This is a genomic window from Caulobacter endophyticus, from assembly GCF_029543245.1.
Classification (GTDB): Bacteria; Pseudomonadota; Alphaproteobacteria; order Caulobacterales; family Caulobacteraceae; genus Caulobacter; species Caulobacter endophyticus_A.
This window is the reverse complement of record NZ_JARQWV010000012.1, coordinates 51,010-70,672: the sequence shown is the minus strand read 5'-3', so window position 1 is coordinate 70,672 and position 19,663 is coordinate 51,010. Positions and strand designations below refer to the sequence as shown.

The 19,663-nt window shown below is 69.2% G+C and carries 20 protein-coding genes; 13 read left to right on the top strand and 7 right to left on the bottom strand.

The annotated features are described in order from the left end of the window. The first annotated feature begins 57 nt into the window (after positions 1-57). Positions 58-1,239, top strand: coding sequence for an MFS transporter (locus P7A99_RS13070; RefSeq protein WP_277794271.1), 1,182 nt, complete (start codon positions 58-60; stop codon positions 1,237-1,239). A 16-nt stretch (positions 1,240-1,255) separates the two neighbouring features. Here P7A99_RS13070 and P7A99_RS13065 read toward each other — a convergent pair whose 3' ends face one another. Beyond that, the gene (locus P7A99_RS13065) at positions 1,256-2,185 is read right to left on the bottom strand and encodes a Gfo/Idh/MocA family protein (RefSeq protein WP_277794270.1); all 930 of its coding nucleotides are present in this window, start codon (positions 2,183-2,185) and stop codon (positions 1,256-1,258) included. Between the two features lie 101 nt (positions 2,186-2,286). On the opposite strand from P7A99_RS13065, the gene P7A99_RS13060 reads away from it, so the two are divergent. After that, complete coding sequence (locus P7A99_RS13060) at positions 2,287-3,312, top strand: NADP-dependent oxidoreductase (protein ID WP_277794269.1); 1,026 nt, start codon at positions 2,287-2,289, stop codon at positions 3,310-3,312. A gap of 143 nt (positions 3,313-3,455) precedes the next feature. Here P7A99_RS13060 and P7A99_RS13055 read toward each other — a convergent pair whose 3' ends face one another. After that, positions 3,456-3,806, bottom strand: coding sequence for a copper-binding protein (locus P7A99_RS13055; RefSeq protein WP_277794268.1), 351 nt, complete (start codon positions 3,804-3,806; stop codon positions 3,456-3,458). 285 nt (positions 3,807-4,091) lie between these two features. On the opposite strand from P7A99_RS13055, the gene mdoH reads away from it, so the two are divergent. Both mdoH and P7A99_RS13045 read left to right on the top strand, forming a co-directional pair. After that, entirely contained in the window at positions 4,092-6,086 is a 1,995-nt protein-coding gene (gene mdoH / locus P7A99_RS13050) for a glucans biosynthesis glucosyltransferase MdoH (RefSeq protein WP_277794267.1), read from the top strand. 184 nt (positions 6,087-6,270) lie between these two features. Beyond that, on the top strand, positions 6,271-7,173 hold the full coding sequence (locus P7A99_RS13045; RefSeq protein WP_277794266.1) for a cobalamin biosynthesis protein CbiG: 903 nt from the start codon (positions 6,271-6,273) through the stop codon (positions 7,171-7,173). Between the two features lie 165 nt (positions 7,174-7,338). Here the strand turns inward: P7A99_RS13045 and P7A99_RS13040 are convergent, their stop codons facing one another. Further along, on the bottom strand, positions 7,339-8,706 hold the full coding sequence (locus P7A99_RS13040; protein ID WP_277794265.1) for an MATE family efflux transporter: 1,368 nt from the start codon (positions 8,704-8,706) through the stop codon (positions 7,339-7,341). Positions 8,707-8,797: 91 nt separating this feature from the next. Further along, positions 8,798-9,361, bottom strand: a complete 564-nt coding sequence (locus tag P7A99_RS13035; protein ID WP_277794264.1) for a nucleoside 2-deoxyribosyltransferase — start codon at positions 9,359-9,361, stop codon at positions 8,798-8,800. Between the two features lie 63 nt (positions 9,362-9,424). On the opposite strand from P7A99_RS13035, the gene P7A99_RS13030 reads away from it, so the two are divergent. After that, entirely contained in the window at positions 9,425-10,225 is an 801-nt protein-coding gene (locus tag P7A99_RS13030; protein ID WP_277794263.1) for a CAP domain-containing protein, read from the top strand. Positions 10,226-10,238: 13 nt separating this feature from the next. Here P7A99_RS13030 and P7A99_RS13025 read toward each other — a convergent pair whose 3' ends face one another. Further along, complete coding sequence (locus tag P7A99_RS13025; protein WP_277794262.1) at positions 10,239-10,925, bottom strand: hypothetical protein; 687 nt, start codon at positions 10,923-10,925, stop codon at positions 10,239-10,241. Between the two features lie 93 nt (positions 10,926-11,018). Beyond that, positions 11,019-12,038, bottom strand: a complete 1,020-nt coding sequence (ilvC, locus tag P7A99_RS13020) for a ketol-acid reductoisomerase (protein ID WP_101713690.1) — start codon at positions 12,036-12,038, stop codon at positions 11,019-11,021. A 329-nt stretch (positions 12,039-12,367) separates the two neighbouring features. Between ilvC and P7A99_RS13015 the strand changes: the two genes are divergently transcribed. Beyond that, the gene (locus tag P7A99_RS13015; protein ID WP_277794261.1) at positions 12,368-12,892 is read left to right on the top strand and encodes an inclusion body family protein; all 525 of its coding nucleotides are present in this window, start codon (positions 12,368-12,370) and stop codon (positions 12,890-12,892) included. Positions 12,893-12,958: 66 nt separating this feature from the next. Here the strand turns inward: P7A99_RS13015 and P7A99_RS13010 are convergent, their stop codons facing one another. Beyond that, a complete protein-coding gene (locus tag P7A99_RS13010; protein WP_277794260.1) occupies positions 12,959-13,882 on the bottom strand; it encodes an RcnB family protein in 924 nt (307 codons plus the stop codon). Between the two features lie 105 nt (positions 13,883-13,987). Between P7A99_RS13010 and P7A99_RS13005 the strand changes: the two genes are divergently transcribed. The 7 genes from P7A99_RS13005 to P7A99_RS12975 all read left to right on the top strand — a co-directional run bounded on the left by P7A99_RS13005 (position 13,988) and on the right by P7A99_RS12975 (position 19,572). Next, complete coding sequence (locus P7A99_RS13005; protein ID WP_277794259.1) at positions 13,988-14,542, top strand: DUF924 family protein; 555 nt, start codon at positions 13,988-13,990, stop codon at positions 14,540-14,542. Positions 14,543-14,615: 73 nt separating this feature from the next. Further along, the gene (locus P7A99_RS13000) at positions 14,616-15,566 is read left to right on the top strand and encodes an SH3 domain-containing protein (protein ID WP_431307672.1); all 951 of its coding nucleotides are present in this window, start codon (positions 14,616-14,618) and stop codon (positions 15,564-15,566) included. A gap of 97 nt (positions 15,567-15,663) precedes the next feature. Further along, positions 15,664-16,506 (top strand): thymidylate synthase, encoded by an 843-nt coding sequence (locus tag P7A99_RS12995; protein ID WP_277794258.1) that lies wholly within the window; start codon positions 15,664-15,666, stop codon positions 16,504-16,506. Between the two features lie 39 nt (positions 16,507-16,545). After that, positions 16,546-17,064: a dihydrofolate reductase gene (locus P7A99_RS12990; protein ID WP_277794257.1), complete on the top strand. Its 519-nt coding sequence runs from the start codon at positions 16,546-16,548 to the stop codon at positions 17,062-17,064. After that, positions 17,061-17,435: a hypothetical protein gene (locus tag P7A99_RS12985; protein ID WP_277794256.1), complete on the top strand. Its 375-nt coding sequence runs from the start codon at positions 17,061-17,063 to the stop codon at positions 17,433-17,435. Before P7A99_RS12990 ends, P7A99_RS12985 begins: the two co-directional genes overlap by 4 nt. A gap of 14 nt (positions 17,436-17,449) precedes the next feature. Beyond that, positions 17,450-18,526, top strand: a complete 1,077-nt coding sequence (locus P7A99_RS12980) for an NAD(P)H-dependent flavin oxidoreductase (RefSeq protein WP_277794255.1) — start codon at positions 17,450-17,452, stop codon at positions 18,524-18,526. 134 nt (positions 18,527-18,660) lie between these two features. Next, a complete protein-coding gene (locus P7A99_RS12975) occupies positions 18,661-19,572 on the top strand; it encodes an SMP-30/gluconolactonase/LRE family protein (protein WP_277794254.1) in 912 nt (303 codons plus the stop codon). Positions 19,573-19,663: the final 91 nt, after the last annotated feature.

The following is a 19,663-nucleotide window of genomic DNA, read 5'->3' as shown; positions in this document are numbered from 1 at the left end:
GGCGACTGACACGGAACGCCGCCTCCTCCCCAAACCTTGGGCGGCCTGGAGCCGATCATGAGCACCGCCGCCCTTTCATCCGACACCGCGCCCGCCCTGGGCCGGGGACTGACCTTCGCCATGGCCGCCGCCGCGGGCCTGGCCGTGGCCAACATCTATTACAACCAGCCGATGCTGGGCCTGATCGAGCACGACCTGCCCGGCCCGCTGACGGCCTTCGTGCCGACCGCCACCCAGTTGGGCTATGCCGCCGGCCTGTTCCTGCTGACGCCGCTGGGCGACCGCATGGAGCGCAAGAGCCTGATCGTCGGCCAGTTCCTGGTGCTGGCCATCGCCCTGGTCGCCGCGGCCCTGGCGCCGAGCACCGCCCTCCTGCTGGCGGCCTCGCTTCTGGTCGGAGCCGGCGCCACGGTGGCCCAGCAGATCGTGCCCTTCGCCGCCCACCTGTCGGCGCCCGAAAAGCGCGGCGCCACGGTCGGCACGGTGATGTCGGGCCTGCTGTGCGGCATCCTGCTGTCGCGCACCCTGGCCGGGTTCGTCGCCACCCACGGCGGCTGGCGGGCGATGTTCTGGCTGGGCGCCCCGATCGCCCTGGCCGCCGCGGCGCTGATGGCTCTCGCCCTGCCGCGCAGCAAGCCCGACACCGACCTCTCCTATGCCGAGCTGCTGTCCTCGCTGGGCAAGCTGTGGCGCGAGTTCCCGGAGCTGCGCCTGGCCGCCCTGACCCAGGCCAGTCTGTTCGCCGCCTTCACCGCCTTCTGGACCATCCTGGCCCTGCAACTGCAGCAGCGCTTCTCGCTGGGCGCGGATGTGGCCGGCCTGTTCGGGATCGTCGGCGTGGTTGGCGTGCTGGCCGCCCCGGTGGCCGGGCGCATCGCCGACAAGCGCGGCCCGCACCTGACCATCGCGCTGGGCGCCGTGCTGACCCTGGCCTCGTGGATCCTGTTCGGAACCTGGATCTCGATCGTCGGCATGCTGGTCGGCGTGGTGCTGCTGGACTTCGCTGTGCAGGGCTCGCTGGTCTCGAACCAGCACCTGGTCTACGCCCTGCGGCCTGAGGCCCGGGCGCGCCTCAACACCCTGTTCATGGGCGGCATGTTCCTCGGCGGCGCGGCCGGCTCGGCCGCCGCGGCGGCGGCCTGGAACCTGGGCGGCTGGAGCAGCGTGGCCCTGATGGGCGCAGGCCTGGCGGCGATCGCCACCGTGTTGCAGGTGGCTAGCCTGAAGCGGCGGCGCTGAGGCCGCCTCCCCTTCCTCAATCCACCGAGTGCTCGACCGCCAGCGCCAGGTCGAGCGCCCGGGCGGCTTCCTCGCCGGTGACCACCGGACGCGGGGCCTCGCCGCGCACGGCCTTGAGGAAGCCGGCGACGCTCTGGCCCAAGGGGTCCTTGCCGGCCGGGGTCTCGGTGAAGTCTTCGATCAGCGGGAACGGCGTGGTGTTGCGGAAGGTGCGGGCCAGGAAGTCGATCTCGACCTCGCCCGAGGGATAGACGACCTTCATCGTCCGCTCACGAGCCTGCGCCACGCGGGAGCTGTCGAACACGGCGGTGAAGCCGTTGGCGAACGTGGCTTCCACCTTCACCCAGTCCAGGCCGTAGCCGCGATCGGCCTCGCCCTCGCCTTCCACGGCCACCGGATCGGCGGCGCACAGCGCCAGGGCGAGATCGATGTCGTGGATCATCAGGTCCAGCACCACCGAGACGTCGAGGTTGCGGTCCGAGGGCGTGCCGCGACGCACCGCCTCCAGGCGCGTGGGCTGCTCGGGAATGTCCAGCAGGCCCATGGCCTGGAACACCACCCGCTCCTGGTGGCCGCAGGCCAGCGGCACGCCGGCCTTGGCGGCGGCGGCGATCAGGGCGTCGGCGTCTTCGGGCCCCACCGCCAGCGGCTTTTCGGAATAGACCGGCTTGCCCGCCTTCAGCGCCGCCAGTGCGGCCTTGGCGTGGTGCACGGCGGGCGTGGCGACGGTGACCACGTCGACCGTGGCCAGGAAGGCGTCCATGTCGTCATAGGCCGTCGCACCCAGCGGACCCGCCAGGGCCTCGGCGCGGGCGAGGTCGATGTCGAACACCGCCACGAGCTCGACGCCCGGCAGCTCGACATACTTCTTGGCGTGGTAGCCGCCGAACACACCGGCGCCGACGACACCAGCCTTGAGAACTTGGACTTGCGCTTCTTGGGTCATGGCCCGTCTCTAGCCGCTTCGAGTTGCCGCGAAAAGCTTTGGCGACTGGCCTGCGCCAGGGCTAAACATTCGTTTGAACGAGAACATAAAGGGAGGTCGCCATGACCACGTCGCGTGAGATCCGCCTCAAGAGCCGCCCCGTCGGCGTGCCGGCCGCCGACAACTTCGAGCTGGCCAGCGTCGAGCTGCCGCCGCCGGGCGACGGCGAGATCCAGGTCAGGAACCTCTGGATGTCAGTCGACCCCTACATGCGCGGCCGCATGACTGACCGGAAGAGCTATGTGCCGCCGTTCGAACTGGGCAAGGCGTTGCAGGGCGGCGCGGTCGGCGAGGTCACCGCCTCCAACGACCCCGACTTCAAGGTCGGCGACATCGTCAGCTCGATGTTCGGCTGGCGCGAGGCCTACAACGCCAATCCCAAGGCCCTGGCCGCCGCCGGGCCGATGGGCGGGATCATGAAGCTGTCCACCCACGGCATGCCGCCCCAGGCCTTCCTGGGCGTGGCCGGCATGCCCGGCATGACCGCCTATGCCGGCCTGCTGCGCGTGGCCGCCCTGAAGGAAGGCGACATCGTCTTCGTCTCGGCCGCCGCCGGGGCGGTCGGTTCTGTCGTCTGCCAGATCGCCAAGATCAAGGGCCACACCGTCATCGGCTCGGCCGGCGGGCCCGAGAAGGTCGCCTTCCTCAAGGAGATCGGCGTCGACCACGTGATCGACTACAAGGCCACGCCCGACGTGACCGCCGAACTGGCCAAGGTCGCGCCCAAGGGCATCGACGTCTATTTCGAGAATGTCGGGGGCGTGCACCTGGAGGCGGCGCTGAACTCGGCCCGGCCGTTCGGCCGCTTCGCCCTGTGCGGGATGATCTCGCAATACAACGAGACCGGCCGTCCGACCGGCCCGGCCAATATCATCCAGGCGGTGGGCAAGAGTCTTCGCCTTGAAGGCTTCATCGTCTCCAACCACTACGACCTGTTCCCGGCCTTCGTTCGCGACATGGCAGACTGGATCAACTCCGGAAAGCTGACCTGGAAGGAAACCGTGGTCGAAGGCGTCGATCGCGCGCCCGAGGCCTTCATCAAGCTGTTCTCGGGCGAGAACCTCGGGAAGATGCTGGTGAAGCTGTAGGACAGGATCCTCCCCCTCTGGGGGAGGTGGCCCGGAGGGCCGGAGGGGGGCCGTTTTCAGCTGCCGCTGAGGCTGGAGCTCATCAGCCCCTCCCCTCTCCGTCCGCTTCGCGGACACCTCTCCCACAGGGAGAGGGTCTCTAATTACCGCGCCCGCATCTCCGTCAGTTCCCAGCCCTCGCCGACGGCGACCTTGCGGAACTTGAAGGTCACGCGGGCGCCCGGCTCCAAGGGCGCTTCGGCCAGCACGTCGCCATAGGCCTGGAAGACGGTGCGCCCCGCCGGCAGCGGCGCTGCGCTCGCGCCGTCGTGATCGAGCGTGAGGACCTGCCCGTCGACAATAGAGATCACGCCCTGAGTCTCATGCTGCGGCGCGGTAGAGATCGGCGGCGGGGGCTGAACGGCAGGCGATTTCGAACCTTCGCCCTTGTCGCCCGGACCGCAGCCCGCCAAAGCGAAAACCGCGAGAAATGCAAAAACAGCCTTGAACTTCATCGCCTTAGCCAATCTCCAACGACCTTCTGGCGGCCAAGTCGTGCGCATTTGCACAGGTTTTTCGCCGCACCTGCGAAATCGATCACATTTTCGATAGCGATTTCGTGATCAAAGTTTTACCCTAGGTGCGTCGGCGGTTTTCGTCCGCCGGACTTCGTTCAACGCCAGACCCTTGCTGAACGCGACCGATCCCTAGCGGACCGGAGGCGTCCCGTGAAGGCGTTCGGCGCGAAATCGAAGCTCTGCATTTCGTCCGACCACGGTCGGATCACCGAGACGGACCCGATGACCGAACGCGGCGCCTTCTTCGACCTGGCCACCTCCACCCCGGTGGCCTTCGAAACCGTGATCGCCCCGCGCGATCGGGTCGAGATCCCGACCGAAGCTCCCCTGGCCATGCCGGTGCAGCCGCTGGGCTTCTGGCAGGGCGCGGCGCGCGCCGTGCGCAGCCCGGGTTCGGAAACGGTCATGCGCCGCTGGGTGATCTTCATCGCCACGGCGATCATGGGCGCGGCCGGCTGGAAGGCCACGTTCGACACCGTGGCCCTCGGCGGCGTCACCCGCCTGGAAGCGGTCTGCCTGACCCTGCTGGCCCCGCTGTTCCTGGCCCTGGCCCTGTGGTTCGTCACCGCCGTCGCCGGCTTCGTGGTGCTGCTGCGCACGCCGAAGGACCCGCTGGGCATCGACAGCTCCAAGCCCATGCCCAAGCCGCGCGCCCGCACGGCGATCCTGATGCCGGTCTACAACGAGGACGCCCAGGCGGTGTTCGCCCGCCTGCGGGCCATGGACGCCTCGATCGCCGAGACCGGCGCCAGCCGCGCCTTCGACATCTTCATCATCTCCGACACCCGCGACGCCGCCGTGGCGCTGGCCGAGCAGGCCTGCTTCGCCCGCTTCCGCCGCGAGGCCTCGAGCCACGTCTTCTATCGCCGCCGCGCCGACAATACGGGCCGCAAGGCCGGCAACGTCGCCGACTGGGTCGCCCGCTGGGGCGGCGACTACGAGCACATGCTGGTGCTGGACGCCGACAGCCTGATGACCGGCGACGCCATGGTGCGCCTGGCCGACGCCATGGAGCGTCACCCAGGTGTTGGTCTGATCCAGACCATGCCGACCATCATCAACGGCCAGACGATCTTCGCCCGCACCCTGCAGTTCGCCACCAAGCTCTATGGCCGCGTGGCCTGGACGGGCCTGGCCTGGTGGTCGGGTTCGGAAAGCTCGTTCTGGGGCCACAACGCCATCATCCGCACCAAGGCCTTCGCCCAGACCTGCGGCCTGCCCTCGCTGAACGGCCCCAAGCCCTTCGGCGGCGAGGTGATGAGCCACGACGCCCTGGAAAGCGCCCTGCTGCGCCGCGGCGGCTGGGCCGTGCACCTGGCCCCCTACCTAGAAGGCTCGTACGAAGAGAGCCCCTCCAACCTGCTCGACTTCGCCACCCGCGATCGCCGCTGGTGCCGGGGCAACGTCCAGCACGTGCCGTTGATCGGCCTGCCGGGCCTGCACTGGATGAGCCGCCTGCACCTCGTCATCGGCGTGCTCAGCTACGCCCTGTCGCCGATCTGGTTCGTCGCCCTGTCGGCCGGCGTCATCTCGCGGGCCCTGATGCCCGAGGTTAAGAAGGCCGCCTTCACGATGGCCGACCTGCAGGCCGCCGCCCACGCCCTGATCGACTGGCGCGAGATCCAGGCCACCGCCTGGGCGATGATCATCACCTTCGTGCTGCTGTTCGGCCCCAAGATCCTGGGCGCCACCCTGATCTTCATGCGCAAGCACGAGCTGAAGGGCTTCGGCGGCCGTCGCCGCGTGATGGCCGGCCTGGGCGTCGAGATGCTGCTCTCGGCCCTGGTCGCCCCGATGCTGATGTTCACCCAGACCCGCGCCGTGGTCGAAATCCTGGCCGGTCGCGTCGGCGGCTGGAGCGCCCAGCGCCGCGACGCCGACAAGGTAGCCTTCAAGGAAGCCTGCGCCGCCATGGGCTGGATCAGCGCCACGGGCATCGTCCTGGCCAGCCTGTTCTGGTTCACGCCGGACCTGCTGACCGCCACCGCCCCGATCCTGGCCGGCCTGATCCTGGCCGTGCCGCTGACCATGCTGGGCGCCAGCAAGGCCGCCGGCCTGGCCCTGAAGGCGAACGGCCTGTTCATGACCCCCGACGAGCGCCAGCCGCCGGCCATCGTCCGCGCCGCCCTCGGTCCGGTGTGCGAGCCGCCGGTCCGCTGGAACGTCGGCAAGGCCAAGACCCCCGCCCTGGCGACCGCCGAGCAGACCGCGGCCTGAACGCCCGCCCCCTGAACGCCCGACCATCGAAGCTGAAGAAACCTCGCCCCTCACCGGGCGAGGTTTTTTATTGGCCGTCGATACGCGCGGCGCAGAAACACCTACTCAAGCTTCGCAACGGCTGGCGGCTCGCCCTTTGGGGGAGTAGAAGCGCGCTTCGTTTGGATTTGACGGAGCCTCCGCCGTGTCGCGGCTTTTCAGCGCCTATGTGATCGTCGACTGGAGCGCGGCGGCCAAACCGACCACCGGGGCCGACTCCGTCTGGATCGGCGTGCTCAAGCGCGACGTGCGCTTTCGCCTGACCTTCGAAAGCTACAACCCCGCCACGCGCAACGAGGCCGAGGCCAAGCTCGCCGTCATCCTCGACGACCTGAAGAAGCGCGGCGAGCGCGCTCTGGTCGGCTTCGACTTCCCGCTGGGCTTCCCGCGCGGCTTCTCCCAGGCCCTGAACCTGCCGGGGCAGACGCCCTGGCGCGCGGTCTGGGACCAGCTGAACAAGATGGTCAAGGACAAGGCCGACAACACCAACAACCGCTTCGGCGTCGGCTCGGAAATCAATCGCCGCCTGACCGGCGGTCCGTTCCCGTTCTGGGGCTGCCCGCCCAAGGACGCCCTGACGACCCTGCAGCCCAAGCGCACGCGCGAGCATGGCCCGGATGACCTGCCCGAGTTCCGCCACGCTGACGTGGCGGCGAAAGGCGCGCACTCGATCTGGAAGCTCTATTACAACGGCTCGGTCGGCGGCCAGGCGATCATGGGCATCCCGGCCGTGCGCCGCCTGAAGGACGCCCGTGGCGAGGCCGTGCGGATCTGGCCGTTCGAGACCGGCTTCAAGGCCCTGACCGAGGCCGACCTCGACGGCGTCGAGGCCGTGGTCGCCGAGGTCTATCCGTCGCTGATCAAGGCCGCTCCCGGCCCCGGTGAGATCAAGGACCTGGCCCAGGTGCGCGGCCTTGCCGAACACTTCGCCAAGCTCGACGAGGCCGGCAAGCTGGCCGCCCTGTTCGGGCCCAGCAAGGACGCGCCGGCCGAGCTGGTCGAGGACGTGCAGACCCAGGAAGGCTGGATCCTGGGGGCTTCGATCTGACCCCCTCTCCCCTTGCGGGAGAGGGTGGCCTCCGAAGGAGGTCGGGTGAGGGGTCGCACCTCCAGAAACGCCGCGAAAGCCGATCGGCATTCGCGGCGTTTTGCGTCTGAGCGCCCCCTCATCCGTCGGCTATCGCCGACACCTTCTCCCGCAAGGGGAGAAGGATCAGCCCCGCTTGTCCAGCATCCGATACCGGCCCAGCAGCATCGCCGCCGCCGCGAAGCTGGTGACGATCACCGACCAGACGATGCCGTTGAGGCCCATCTTCATCGGCAGGGCCAGCCACCAGGCCAGCGGCCCCATGATCAGGGCGTAGGCGACCATGTGGGTGCCGGCGGGGATCCAGACCTCGCCGCGGGCCCGCAAGGCCTGGGCGCAGACCACCTGCACGGCGTCGGGCGCCAGGAACAGGCAGGTCAGCACCAAGGCGGGCGCGATCAGGGCGATGGCGGCCGGGTCGGCGGTATAGGCGCCGGCCACCAGATGGCGCAGCGGATAGAGCAGCACGGCCACGACCAGGGCGAAAACGGCTGTGACGCCGAACGAGATCCAGCCGGCGCGGCTCATCCCCGCCGGGTCGCGCGCGCCGTGGGCTCTCGCCACCTGCACGGCGGTGGCCGTGGCCAGGCCCAGCGGGACCATGAAGATCACGCCGGCCACGTTCAGCACGACGGCCCAGGCGGCGACGTTGAGGCCGCCCAGCCAGCCGGCCACCAGGCTCATGCCGGCGAAGGCCGAGACCTCGAACAGGTTGGAGCTGCCGGCGCCATAGCCGACCCGGCGCTGCTGCTTCTCGGCGGCGCGGTCTCGCGGCGGCTTGTCGAACACGCCCATGGCCCGGGCGTCCTTCAGCCGCCAGATCACCACCGCCAGCATGATGGTGAAGGCCGTGCGGGCCACGAAGGTGGCCCAGGCCGCCCCCACCGCGCCGAGCGCCGGCAGGCCCATGACGCCGGGCACCAGCAGCAGATTGACCGCCAGGTTGATGATGTTGGCGATCCACATGTTGACCGTCACCAGGCCCGGACGCCCCAGGCCCTCGAGCCAGAAGCTCAAGGCCACGCTGAGGGCATAAGGTGTCAGCGACAGCGAGAACACGATCAGCGGCGCGGCCGCGCCGTCGGCCAGGGCCTTCTCGATGCCCACGTGGTGCAGCAGCGGCGGCGCGGCCACCGCCAGCAGGGCCGAACCGGCCACGCCCAGCCAGAAGGCGTAGACCACGCCCCGGCGCAGCACTGCCCCGACCTCGTGCGGCCTCCCGGCGCCGATGGCGCGCGAGCCCATCACCTGGGTCCCGACCAGCAGGCCCACCGTCACGGTGACGAAAACCGAGGTCGGCGCCCAGGCCATGGCGTGGAAGCCCAACTGCTGGGCCGAGAAGTGACCCACGACGATGGCGTCGGTCAGGCCCATGACCATGATGCCCAGGCGCGACAGCACCACCGGCCCGGCCAGGCGCAGCAGTTCGATCAGGTCTGTGACGATGACGCCGCGCGGCTTCCCGGAAGCCGGCGCGGCCGCGGGACGCGACATGGGTGGGCCTTTCGAAACGGGGCCGGAAGGTGGCCGATGCCCATCGATTGGGCAAGGGGCGCCCAGAGATCCTCCCTTCAGGGAGAGGGTCTCATTCAGCGTACAGCCGCAGCGCCTGCAGGCACATCTCCAGCCCGGTCAGGTCGTGCAGGGGATCGGGCGTGACGATGACGAACAGCCGCCGCGCCTCGGCCCACAGCATCACGCTCTCGGGCAAGCCCAGGTCCTCGACCACGCAGCCGTTCTCGTCGCGCCAGATCCCGTCCTCGCCGCGCTCGGCGCCGACCAGGATATCGACCCGGTCAGCATACTCGGCCAGGCTTTCGTCCTCGACGTTGAGATAGGCGAAGACCGGCTTGCCCAGCCCCGCCAGAACCCCGGCTTCGAAGGCTGCGCTCGTGTCGCAGGACGCCCCGCGCCACGGGGTCAGATTGACGATCGCCGCATCGACCCGACGCAATTGAGCCATGCGGTCCATGTAGAGTTCACGGGCCTGGATTTCGGAGCTGAAATCGTCACCCGGCGCGGCCTGGCCGCCCGAGAACGGGGTGAAGCCCGCATCCAGGCACAGGGCCTTACGGCGCAGGTCTTGAGCTTCGGCGTCAGGGAGCCAGGCTTCGGGGCCGGCCAGCCAGAGGGAACGGACAGGTCGCATCCGGCCTTAGAGCGGGCGACCGGCTCGCCCTGTCAACCGTCTTGGAGCCAGAACCCGCCCCCGATGACTACCCTTTCCCGCCGCTCCGCCCTGGCCCTGGGCGCCGCCGCCCTGACCGCGCCGGGGCTCGCCAACGCCGCTTCCGCCCAAACCTACCTCGCCTACGAGCGCCGCCTGCGCGAGCAGATGGCCGTGCGCCGGGGCGACTACGACGCCGATTTCGAGCGTGAACTGCTCGACCAGGGCGACGCTTTCCGGGAGGCCCGGGGCCTGTCGCCCCTGCGCTTCGATCCAGGCCTCGCCCAGGCCGCCCGCGCCCACGCCGCCGATATCGCCCTCAGCCGGATCTACGACCACATGACCCGTGAGGGCTTCGGCCCCGCCGCCCGCGTGGGCCTCCTGGCTCGCGACCTCGTCGGCGCCCCGGCCGAGAACATCGCCATGCGCCGCAACGCCGCCGGCCAGGTGCGCCCCGACCAGATCATGGGCCAGTGGAAGACGAGCCCCGGCCACCGCGCCAACCTGCTGGCGCCGGGCTTTACCCACGTGGCCTACGCCGCCCTGCGCGAGGGCCCGCAGGTGATCGCCGTGGGCGTCTATGCCGAGGTTTCGGCGCGCCTGGCCGCCCCCGCCCCGCTTCGCGCGCAAAGCGTCGAGGCCATCGCCGCCGCCCTCTCGCGCGCCAGTCCGCGCATCGACCAGTTCTCGCTGTCCGAACCCGGCGGCGACGTGCTGACCCAGACCTATGTCGAGCGCCCGCAGCCGGTCAGCATCCCGCCCGGCGCCTGGCAGCTGCGCCCTCACCTGTCGAGCGGGTCGCACAAGCACCAGGTGGCCTGGGGCCCGGTGTTCGTGCTGGGCTAGGCGGCGGGGAAGCTTAGCTTCCCTCGGCTTTCCTCGGGAAAATCCCGCTGACGCGCGCCACGATGTCGAACACCTCGGGCTCGTTCATGAAGGCCATCAGCCTGGCCCAGCCGTCCGGCGCGTCTTCCCAGAAGCCAGTAGGTCCACGTCCCTCGACCGCGAGGTCGCCGAAACGCCAGTAAAGGTCAGTCACCACGGCGCCTTGCGCCCGAAGACGTTCGAGATAGGGGGCGATGTCCAGCTTGGCCATCGCCACGCCGCAAAGCAGGTCCGCGATCAACCCGCCCGGACCGAAGCCGCCTTCGTCAGACGCCGCCAAGGCAAGCGCCTGATCGAACCAGGCGTCGAGGAAGCTTACGATCGCCCCGCGGCGAACATCGCTCCAGTACTCCCATTCGGCATGCCGCAAGCGTCCGACCACGATCTGCGGATCAAGTGTCCAGCGCGGACCGACCGCCGACAACTCCAGCAGCCGGGGCAGAAGATAGAAATAGTCGCCCAGAGCGCCAACGGTCAGGAAGACGCCGCTGGCGTAGCCGTGCAGGTCCTCAGCCGTCAGCTTCCGCAACGGCTTGCTCAGCAGCACATCGACATTGCGCTTGTCGACGCAGCAGGGACAGCCATCGATATGGCGCGGCCTCGCCACGGCAAAAGCCGCGTAGAGGTCTTCCAGAGCCTTTTCGAAATCCGTCGAAGCCATGCGCCAACTTGGCCGCAGCTCGCATGCCCGCACAACGAAAAACGGCGGGCCCTTGCGAGCCCGCCGTCGTCCGTTCAGCCGTGAGGCCGACGCTTAGTTCTTGGTGACGTCCACCAGCTTGTTCTTGGCGATCCACGGCATCATGCCGCGCAGGCGCGCGCCGACTTCCTCGATCTGGTGCTCGGAAGCGCGACGGCGGGTGGCCTTGAAGGACGGCTGGCCGACGGCGTTTTCCAGCATGAAGTCGCGGACGAACTTGCCCGACTGGATGTCTTCCAGCACGCGCTTCATCTCGGCCTTGGTCTCGGCGGTCACGACGCGCGGGCCGGTGACGTACTCGCCGTACTCGGCGGTGTTCGAAATGGAGTAGTTCATGTTGGCGATGCCGCCTTCGTAGATCAGGTCCACGATCAGCTTCAGCTCGTGCAGGCACTCGAAATAGGCCATTTCCGGCGCGTAGCCGGCTTCAACCAGCACTTCGAAGCCGGCGCGGATCAGCTCGACCGTGCCGCCGCAGAGGACGGCCTGCTCGCCGAACAGGTCGGTTTCGCATTCCTCGCGGAAGTTGGTCTCGATGATGCCCGAGCGGCCGCCGCCGATGGCCGAGGCGTAGGCCAGGCCGAGGTCGAGAGCGTTGCCGGTGGCGTTGTGGTGCACCGCGATCAGGCAGGGCACGCCGCCGCCCTTCTGGTATTCGCCGCGGACGGTGTGGCCCGGGCCCTTCGGGGCGACCATCAGCACGTCGATGGTGTCCTTCGGCTCGATCAGGCCGAAGTGGACGTTCAGGCCGTGGGCGAACAGCAGGGCCGCGCCGTCACGGATGTTGGGGGCGATGTCGTTCTTGTAGATCGCGGCCTGATGCTCGTCCGGCGCCAGGATCATGATCAGGTCGGCCCAGGCGGCGGCGTCGGCCACCGACATGACCTTCAGGCCTTCGGCCTCGGCCTTCTTCGCCGAGGGCGAGCCCGGGCGCAGGGCGACGGCAACGTTCGGCACGCCGCTGTCACGAAGGTTGAGGGCGTGGGCGTGGCCCTGGCTGCCATAGCCTACGATGGCGATCTTCCGGTCCAGGATGCGGGCGAGGTCGGCGTCGCGGTCGTAGTAGACGCGCATGATTTCTTCTCCAGGACTGGTCAATCTGCCCGCCTCACGCAATCTGAAAGCGGGAAAGGCGGGCGTTTGAGCGTTTTTTTGCCGCTTCGTCAAGGCAGGGCGCGCCCTGACGACGTTCGGCGACGCTTAATTACCGCGACTGAGGCGAAAAAGCCCTCCCAAAGACGAAAGAGCCGCCCTGCGGCCGCGCCTTGCCCCCGCTCGTTCGCAGGGAAAGATGTGCAAAAACAACCTTAGATTTATAAATACCTTGAATTGACTCAAGGTTGAGCAAACCGCACCCTCAACCAGCCTTACAACCTGAAGGCGAACATTGGGAGGGCATCGAAATGAGTGAGATCATCGACATCGAGATCGTCGTCGACACCGCGAACCTGCTGGCGAGCATCAACAATCCCAGCCAGAACCCGAACGCGCCGACCCCGATCGGTCACAACTACGCCTACATGGTCGCGCCGAACGAATTCGTCCGCAGCGGCCAAGCCTCGGGCGACCTGTCGATCTCGGCCGACGTGGGCGACACCGTGCGCTGGCGCATGGTTTCGCAGTCGGGCAACACCAGCTACTCGGCCAACCTGCAGAACATCGTGATCTTCTCGGGCACGCAGGTGACGTCGACCACCGGCGGCAAGCTGCTGAACGTCGAGACCCCGGTGCCCGGCACCACGCCCGGCAACATCACCCTGCCCCCGACCTTCTCGGCGACGCCGCAGCTCGACTTCTACCTGACGGCCGACATCGTCCAGGCCGGCACGGGGAACTACAACGTCTCGTTCGCGGTGCTGCAGTACCACTCCGGATCGCTGCAGGTCCTGGGCTACTTCGTCTGGGATCCGACGATCACCGCGTCGTAAGGCCGGCCCCGAAAGCGAGAAAGCCGCGCTCCTGAAAGGAAGCGCGGCTTTCGACGTTCAGGCCGATTACCAGAAGAGGTCGTAGTAGACGCTGAGCACCTGACCCGACCAGACGTCCACCAGGACGGCGTCGCTGCCGACCCGCACCCACTCGCAGCCGATCGGCGGCATTGGCAGGCCATAGCGGAACCAGTCGAGGTAGTAGGTGCTGCCGTACCAGCCGCCCGGCAGATAGTCGCCGAAGCTCCAGCGGTTCACGTACCAGCCGCGCGGATAGCGGTAAGCCGGGGCGCGGTAACGCTGGGGCGCGCGATAGCTGGGCCGCCAGCGGCGCTGGTCGTACTGGGGCCGGCCGTTGTCGCGATCGCGCCAGCGCTGGTCGCCGGGGCGCGGACCGGGGCGATCCCGGTCACGGTCGCCGCCCTGCCAGCCGCCGCCGGGGCGGCCGCGATCGGGACCACGGTCGCCGCGATCGCCTTGCCAGCCGCCGTTGGGGCGGTCGGGACGCTCGCCGCCCGGTCGGCCGGGCCCCCGATCGCCGCCCTGCCAGCCGCCGCTCGGGCGGTCGGGACGGTCGCCACGATCCGGACGATCGCCACGGTCGGGCCGGGAAGCGCCCGGATTGCGGTCCTGGCCGCCTTGCCAGCCGCCGGTGGGGCGATCGGGGCGCTCGCCCCTGCCCTGCCAGCCGCTGCGGTCGGGTTGCTGGGCCTGGGGCGCCTGCGGGGCCGGGCGAGCCTCGGGCGGCCGCTGGGCTTGCGGAGCGGACTGGCCGCCGCGATCGCCGCCGCCACGCCAGCCGCCGCCGTCCTGGCGATCGCCACGTTCGACGCGCTCGGGGCGCGAACCACGATCCGGCCGACCCCCACGGTCACCGCGTTCGCCACGTTCGTTCTGCTGCATCGCCAGGACCGTTGCGGCGGAGCCGGCCTGGGCCGCCGCGCCGCCCGTCAGCGACAGGATCATCGCGACGGTGATCAGACGTTTCATCTCTTGCTCCAAGGGGCCTTGCGCCGGCCCGTGGCTCATCCCTTGATCAGAGTGTCGCGCTTGGCGCATGAACCGCAATTGAACGAAAACCCGCAGGAGAAGGCCATGGCCGCCCGACCGCAGGACATTCTGGGCTTCTGGACGCAGGCCGGCCCCAAGCAGTGGTTCGACAAGAACCGGGCGTTCGATGAGGCCATCCGCCTGAAGTACGAGCCTACCCATCACGCCGCCGCACGTGGCGACTATGATTCCTGGGTCGAGACTCCGGAGGGGTCGCTGGCGCTGGTCATCGTGCTCGACCAGTTCCCCCGCAACCTCTACCGCCGTAGCGGCCACGCCTTCGCCACCGACGGCAAGGCCCGCGCCGTGGCCCGCGCCGCCATCGCCCAGGGGCACGACACCGCCGTCGCCCCGGAGCTGCGCTATTTCTTCTATCTGCCGTTCGAGCACTCCGAATCCCTGGCCGACCAGGAACTGTGCATCGAGCTGTGCGCCGGCATGCAGGCCGACACCGGCGACGAAGACGCCATCAAGTGGGCGATCATCCACCGCGACATCATCGCCCGTTTCGGCCGTTTTCCGCATCGGAACATCGCTTTGGGCCGCGAAACCACCCCGGCCGAGCAGGCCTTCCTCGATGAAGGCGGGTTCGCGGGCTAGGCGAGCTTGGCTTGCGTGCAATCGATACTGTAGTGTCCGCGCGGATTTGAAAGGGGCCTGGAGGGCGCTGTCTATGTCGATGAAGAAACTCATGCTCGCGGCGGGCGCGATGGTTTGCGTCGCGACTCCGGTGGAGGCGCTCGCCCAGGCCAAGCCGACCAAGGCCCAGCAATTGCAGACCCAGGCCCAGGCCGAAGTGCCGCGTTGCACGCGCAAGCTGGGCACCCTGTCGATCATCGACGGCGACGATCCGCGCGGCTGGACCCAATACAACCTGGCCTCGCCGCAGAAGCTGCTGCGCGCCATCGTCCAGAAGTCGGGCTGCTTCAACCTGGTCGACCGGGGCGCGGGCCTGAACGCCGCCCAGATCGAGCGCAACATCGGCGGCAACCTCGGCCTGCAGCGCGGCTCCAACGTCGGCCAGGGCCAGATCAAGGCGGCCGACTACGTGCTGGTGGCCGAAGTGCAGGCCAGCGACAGCAACGCCGGCGGCGGCGCCGTGGCCGGCGCCATCGGCGGCCTGATCGGCGGTCGCGCCGGCGCCCTCGTCGGCGGCATCAAGACCAAGAAGCTGGAAGCCAACACCGTCCTGTCGCTGACCAACGTCCGCACCACCGAGACCGTGGCCGTCCAGGAAGGCTACGCCGTGAAGAACGACATCGGCTGGGGCGCGGGCGGCGGCATCGGCTTCGCCGGCGCGGTCGGCGGCGGCTACGAAGACACCGAGATCGGCCGCATCATCACCCTGGCCTTCATCAACAGCTATTCGAAGATGGTCGGCGAGTTGGGCCTGGTGGGCGACAGCGCCCAGGCCGCCCAGGCGGCTCCGACCAAGTCCTTCGTGGCCACCCGCGTCGTCAACATGCGCGCCACCCCGGTCGCCGCCGGCAAGCTGATCCGCGCCCTGCCCGCCGGCGCCATCGTCTACCCGACCGGCAAGAAGCAGGACCTGTGGTGGGAAGTGGCCGACGAGAACGACAACGTCGGCTGGGTGCTGAACACGGGTCTGGAGCCGGGCAAGTAAGCCTCTGCGCCATCTGAACGAGAACGCCCCGCCGGCTCGCCGCGCGGGGCGTTTTTGTGATTGGCCACCGGCTCGATTCGTCGCGATTGTGCGGCCCATGACCACCGCCGTCCTCGACGCCCCGAAAGCCGCCTCCGCCGATCATCCCGAGCGGCAGTATCTCGCCCTGTTGGCTGACATCCTGCAAAACGGCGTCGAGCGCGGCGACCGCACGGGCACTGGCACCCTGGGCGTCTTCGGCCGCCAGATCCGCTTCGACCTTTCCAAGGGTTTCCCGGTCCTGACCACCAAGAAGCTGCACCTGCGCTCGATCATCATCGAGCTGCTGTGGTTCCTGAAGGGCGAGACCAACATTGCCTATCTCAAGGACAACGGCGTGCGCATCTGGGACGAGTGGGCCGACGAGAACGGCGAGCTCGGCCCTGTCTACGGCAAGCAATGGCGCTCGTGGGCGGCGCCCAACGGCCAGTCGATCGACCAGATCGTCAATCTGGTCGAGGGCCTGAAGACCAACCCCAACAGCCGCCGTCACATCGTCAGCGCCTGGAACCCGGCCGACGTCGAGGACATGGCCCTGCCGCCCTGCCACTGCCTGTTCCAGTTCTTCGTCGCCGACGGCAAGCTGTCCTGCCAGCTCTATCAGCGCAGCGCCGACGTGTTCTTAGGGGTCCCGTTCAACATCGCCAGCTACGCCCTGCTGACCCTAATGGTGGCCAAGGTCGTGGGCCTGGAGCCGGGCGAGTTCGTGCACACCTTCGGCGACGCCCACCTCTATCTGAACCACCTGGACCAGGCCCGCGAGCAACTGACCCGCGAGCCCTACGCCTTCCCGACGATGAAGATCGCCGACAAGACCGATCTCTTCGCCTTCGAGTACGAGGACTTCACGCTGGAAGGCTACGAGGCCCACCCGCACATCAAGGCGGCGGTCTCGGTCTGACCTTCCGCTAGCGACGGCGGGCCGCTAAGACTCGCCGTCATGACCGCTCCCATCCTCACCGTCGGCCCCGTGGCCCGTTCGCTCAACGGCGTCATCGGCCGCGACAACGACCTGCCCTGGCGCCTGAAGTCGGATCTTCAGATGTTCAAGGCCGCCACCCTGGGCAAGCCGGTGATCATGGGCCGCAAGACCTGGGACAGCCTGCCGCGCAAGCCCCTGCCCGGCCGCCTCAACATCGTGCTGACCCGCGACCACAAGTTCGAGGCCGAGGGCGCGGTGGTCTGCGACACCTGGTCGGAAGCCGTGCAGATCGGCAAGGAGCAGGCCGCCGAAGACGGCGTCGAGGAGATCTGCGTGATCGGCGGCGCGGCGCTGTTCGAACTGGCCATGCCCCGCGCCAAGCGCATCTACGTCACCGAGGTGCAGGCGGAGGTTCAGGGCGACGTGCACTTCCCCGCCTTCGACGAGAACGCCTGGACCGAGGTGCGCCGCGAGGAACACCCCGCCGGCGAGGGCGACGACTTCCCGTTCGTCTTCCGCGTGCTGGAACGCAAATGACCGCCCTGCTGGCCGCTCTCGTCCTGGTCCAGGCGGCGTCCGCGACGTCGCCCCAGGCCGTCGACGCGCGCCAGCACGCCCGCGACAAGGCCGCCGAGATCGTCGTCCTGCAAGTCAAGCATGTGGGCGTGCCGCGCGGCGTGCGCGGCCGTTGCTTCGTGGCGGCCACCGTCGTCCGCGCCGAACCGGGGGTGAAGCTGAAGGTCGGCCGCAACCTTCGCCTGTCGGTGCCCTGCGCCGCCCCCGGCGCCAGCGGTTCCGACGTCGAGAACGGCGTCGACCAGGCCGCTCTGCAAAGGTCCAGCTACGGCCGAGCGTTCTTCGACGAACGCCTGAAGCTGATCGCCTACGATCTCTTTGACCTGAACTGACCGCGGAGCCCCGCATGAGCGCCTGGACCGACCGCCGGCTGATCGACCTGCTGGGGATCGCCGCCCCCGTCCTCCAGGCCCCGATGGCCGGCGCCACCACCCCGGCCATGGCCATCGGCGCGGCGCGTGGCGGCGGCCTGGGTTCGCTGGCCTGCGCCCAGTACACGCCCGACCAGGCCCGGGCGGCGGTGGCCGAGTTTCGCGCCGCCGTCGACGCGCCCCTGAACCTGAATTTCTTCGCCCACACGCCGCCCGCCGCCGATCCCGTCCGGAAGCTGGCCTGGCGGGCGCGCCTGGCGCCCTACTATGTCGAGGCAGGCCTCGACCCCGCTCCTCCGCCGCCCGCCGGCGGCCGCGCGCCCTTCGACGAGGCCTTCTGCGCCCTGGTCGAGGACCTGCGCCCCGAAGTGGTCAGCTTCCACTTCGGCCTGCCCGAGACCGCGCTGTTGGATCGTGTGAAGGCCACGGGCGCGAAAATCGTGTCCTCGGCCACCACCGTCGCCGAAGCCGTCTGGCTGGAGGCCCACGGCGTCGACGCCGTCATCGCCATGGGCGCCGAGGCCGGCGGCCATCGCGCCACCTTCCTGCCCGGCCATGGCGAGGCGATCGACAACCGCCTGGACAGCGCAAGCCAGCCCGGGCTCTTCGCCTTGCTGCCCCAGGTGGTCGCCGCCGTCGCCGTTCCGGTGATCGCCGCCGGCGGCATAGCCGAGGCCCGCGGCGTGGCGGCCGCCCGGGCCCTGGGCGCGGCCGGCGTTCAGGTCGGCACCGCCTACCTCTTCACGCCCGAGGCCAAGATCCCGCCTGCCCACCGCGCCGCCCTCGACGAGGCCCGCGACGACAACACCATGATCACCGACGTCTTCACCGGCCGCCCGGCCCGGGGCGTGGCCAACCGGCTGATGCGCGAGGTCGGGCCGATCGGCGGCGCGGTGGTGCCGCCCTTCCCGCTGGCCGGCGGCGCCCTGACGCCGCTGCGCCAGGACGGAACCAACGCCGACTTCACCAACCTCTGGGCCGGCCAGTCGGCGCGCCTGGCCCCGCGCGGCCTCAACGCCGAAGACCTGACCCGGCTGCTGGCTGACGCCTGAGTAGGTTGCGGCCTCGTTCAAACGATCGTTTACTCCACTTCCAGGCGTCCAGAGAGACGCCCATCAAGCGTGACAGCCGAAAGTGTGAGCGGTTTCGACGCCCGTCACGCGCAAGGAAATGGGAGCGAGACGACATGGACCTGACCCTCGTCGCCGAAGGCCTGCAGTTTCCCGAAGGCCCGATCGCCATGGCCGACGGCTCGGTGCTGCTGGTCGAAATCCAGCGCCGGACCCTGACCCGGATCGCGCCGGACGGTACGCGCAGCACCGTCGCCGATCTCCCCGGCGGCCCCAACGGCGCGGCGATCGGCCCCGACGGAGCGGTCTATGTCACCAATAACGGCGGCAGCTTCGAATTCTTCGACATGGGCGGCCTGAACATCCCCGGCCCCACCCCCGCCGGCTACGAGGGCGGCTCGATCCAGCGGGTGGATCTGGCGACCGGCGCGGTCACCACGCTTTACGAGGCCTGCGACGGCAGGCGTCTGGTCGGGCCCAACGACCTCGTCTTCGACCGCCAGGGCGGCTTCTGGTTCACCGATCATGGCTGCTCAACGCCGGACGGCCGCCGATACGGAGCGCTCTACTACGCCAGGACCGACGGCAGCCACATCGTGCGCCTTCGCGACCACCTGATCTCGCCCAACGGCGTGGGCCTGTCGCCGGCCGAGGATGTCGTCTACGTGGCCGACACCATGCTGGGGCGGCTGTGGGCCTTCGACGTCGTCGCGCCCGGCGAACTGACTCCGCCCGCCCCGCTACAGCCGGGCCGCGTGGTCTGCAACCTGCCGGGCTACCAGCTCCTCGACAGCCTGGCGGTCGAGGCCGACGGCCGGGTGTGCGTGGCCACCATCATCAACGGCGGGATCACCGCCTTCTCGCCCGACGGTTCGACGCAGCACGTGGCCGTGCCGGACGTGATCACCACCAACCTCTGCTTCGGCGGGGCCGACATGCAGGACGTGTGGATCACGGCGTCGGGCACGGGGAAGCTGTGGCGCGGACGATGGGAACGGCCGGGGCTGAAGCTGAATTACCGGGCCTGATCCTTCTCCCCTTGCGGGAGAAGGTGTCAGCGAAGCTGACGGATGAGGGGTCGCACCCACGAAAAACGCCGCGACGGCTGATCGGCTGTCG

Excerpts from the sequence above, each read along its gene's own strand:
- P7A99_RS13070 (WP_277794271.1), top strand. The coding sequence starts at position 58 with ATGAGCACCGCCGCCCTTTCATCCGACACCGCGCCCGCCCTGGGCCGG.
- P7A99_RS13065 (WP_277794270.1), bottom strand. The coding sequence starts at position 2,185 with ATGACCCAAGAAGCGCAAGTCCAAGTTCTCAAGGCTGGTGTCGTCGGC.
- P7A99_RS13060 (WP_277794269.1), top strand. The coding sequence starts at position 2,287 with ATGACCACGTCGCGTGAGATCCGCCTCAAGAGCCGCCCCGTCGGCGTG.
- P7A99_RS13055 (WP_277794268.1), bottom strand. The coding sequence starts at position 3,806 with ATGAAGTTCAAGGCTGTTTTTGCATTTCTCGCGGTTTTCGCTTTGGCG.
- mdoH (WP_277794267.1), top strand. The coding sequence starts at position 4,092 with ATGACCGAACGCGGCGCCTTCTTCGACCTGGCCACCTCCACCCCGGTG.
- P7A99_RS13040 (WP_277794265.1), bottom strand. The coding sequence starts at position 8,706 with ATGTCGCGTCCCGCGGCCGCGCCGGCTTCCGGGAAGCCGCGCGGCGTC.
- P7A99_RS13035 (WP_277794264.1), bottom strand. The coding sequence starts at position 9,361 with ATGCGACCTGTCCGTTCCCTCTGGCTGGCCGGCCCCGAAGCCTGGCTC.
- P7A99_RS13030 (WP_277794263.1), top strand. The coding sequence starts at position 9,425 with ATGACTACCCTTTCCCGCCGCTCCGCCCTGGCCCTGGGCGCCGCCGCC.
- P7A99_RS13025 (WP_277794262.1), bottom strand. The coding sequence starts at position 10,925 with ATGGCTTCGACGGATTTCGAAAAGGCTCTGGAAGACCTCTACGCGGCT.
- ilvC (WP_101713690.1), bottom strand. The coding sequence starts at position 12,038 with ATGCGCGTCTACTACGACCGCGACGCCGACCTCGCCCGCATCCTGGAC.
- P7A99_RS13015 (WP_277794261.1), top strand. The coding sequence starts at position 12,368 with ATGAGTGAGATCATCGACATCGAGATCGTCGTCGACACCGCGAACCTG.
- P7A99_RS13010 (WP_277794260.1), bottom strand. The coding sequence starts at position 13,882 with ATGAAACGTCTGATCACCGTCGCGATGATCCTGTCGCTGACGGGCGGC.
- P7A99_RS13005 (WP_277794259.1), top strand. The coding sequence starts at position 13,988 with ATGGCCGCCCGACCGCAGGACATTCTGGGCTTCTGGACGCAGGCCGGC.
- P7A99_RS13000 (WP_431307672.1), top strand. The coding sequence starts at position 14,616 with ATGTCGATGAAGAAACTCATGCTCGCGGCGGGCGCGATGGTTTGCGTC.
- P7A99_RS12995 (WP_277794258.1), top strand. The coding sequence starts at position 15,664 with ATGACCACCGCCGTCCTCGACGCCCCGAAAGCCGCCTCCGCCGATCAT.
- P7A99_RS12990 (WP_277794257.1), top strand. The coding sequence starts at position 16,546 with ATGACCGCTCCCATCCTCACCGTCGGCCCCGTGGCCCGTTCGCTCAAC.
- P7A99_RS12985 (WP_277794256.1), top strand. The coding sequence starts at position 17,061 with ATGACCGCCCTGCTGGCCGCTCTCGTCCTGGTCCAGGCGGCGTCCGCG.
- P7A99_RS12980 (WP_277794255.1), top strand. The coding sequence starts at position 17,450 with ATGAGCGCCTGGACCGACCGCCGGCTGATCGACCTGCTGGGGATCGCC.
- P7A99_RS12975 (WP_277794254.1), top strand. The coding sequence starts at position 18,661 with ATGGACCTGACCCTCGTCGCCGAAGGCCTGCAGTTTCCCGAAGGCCCG.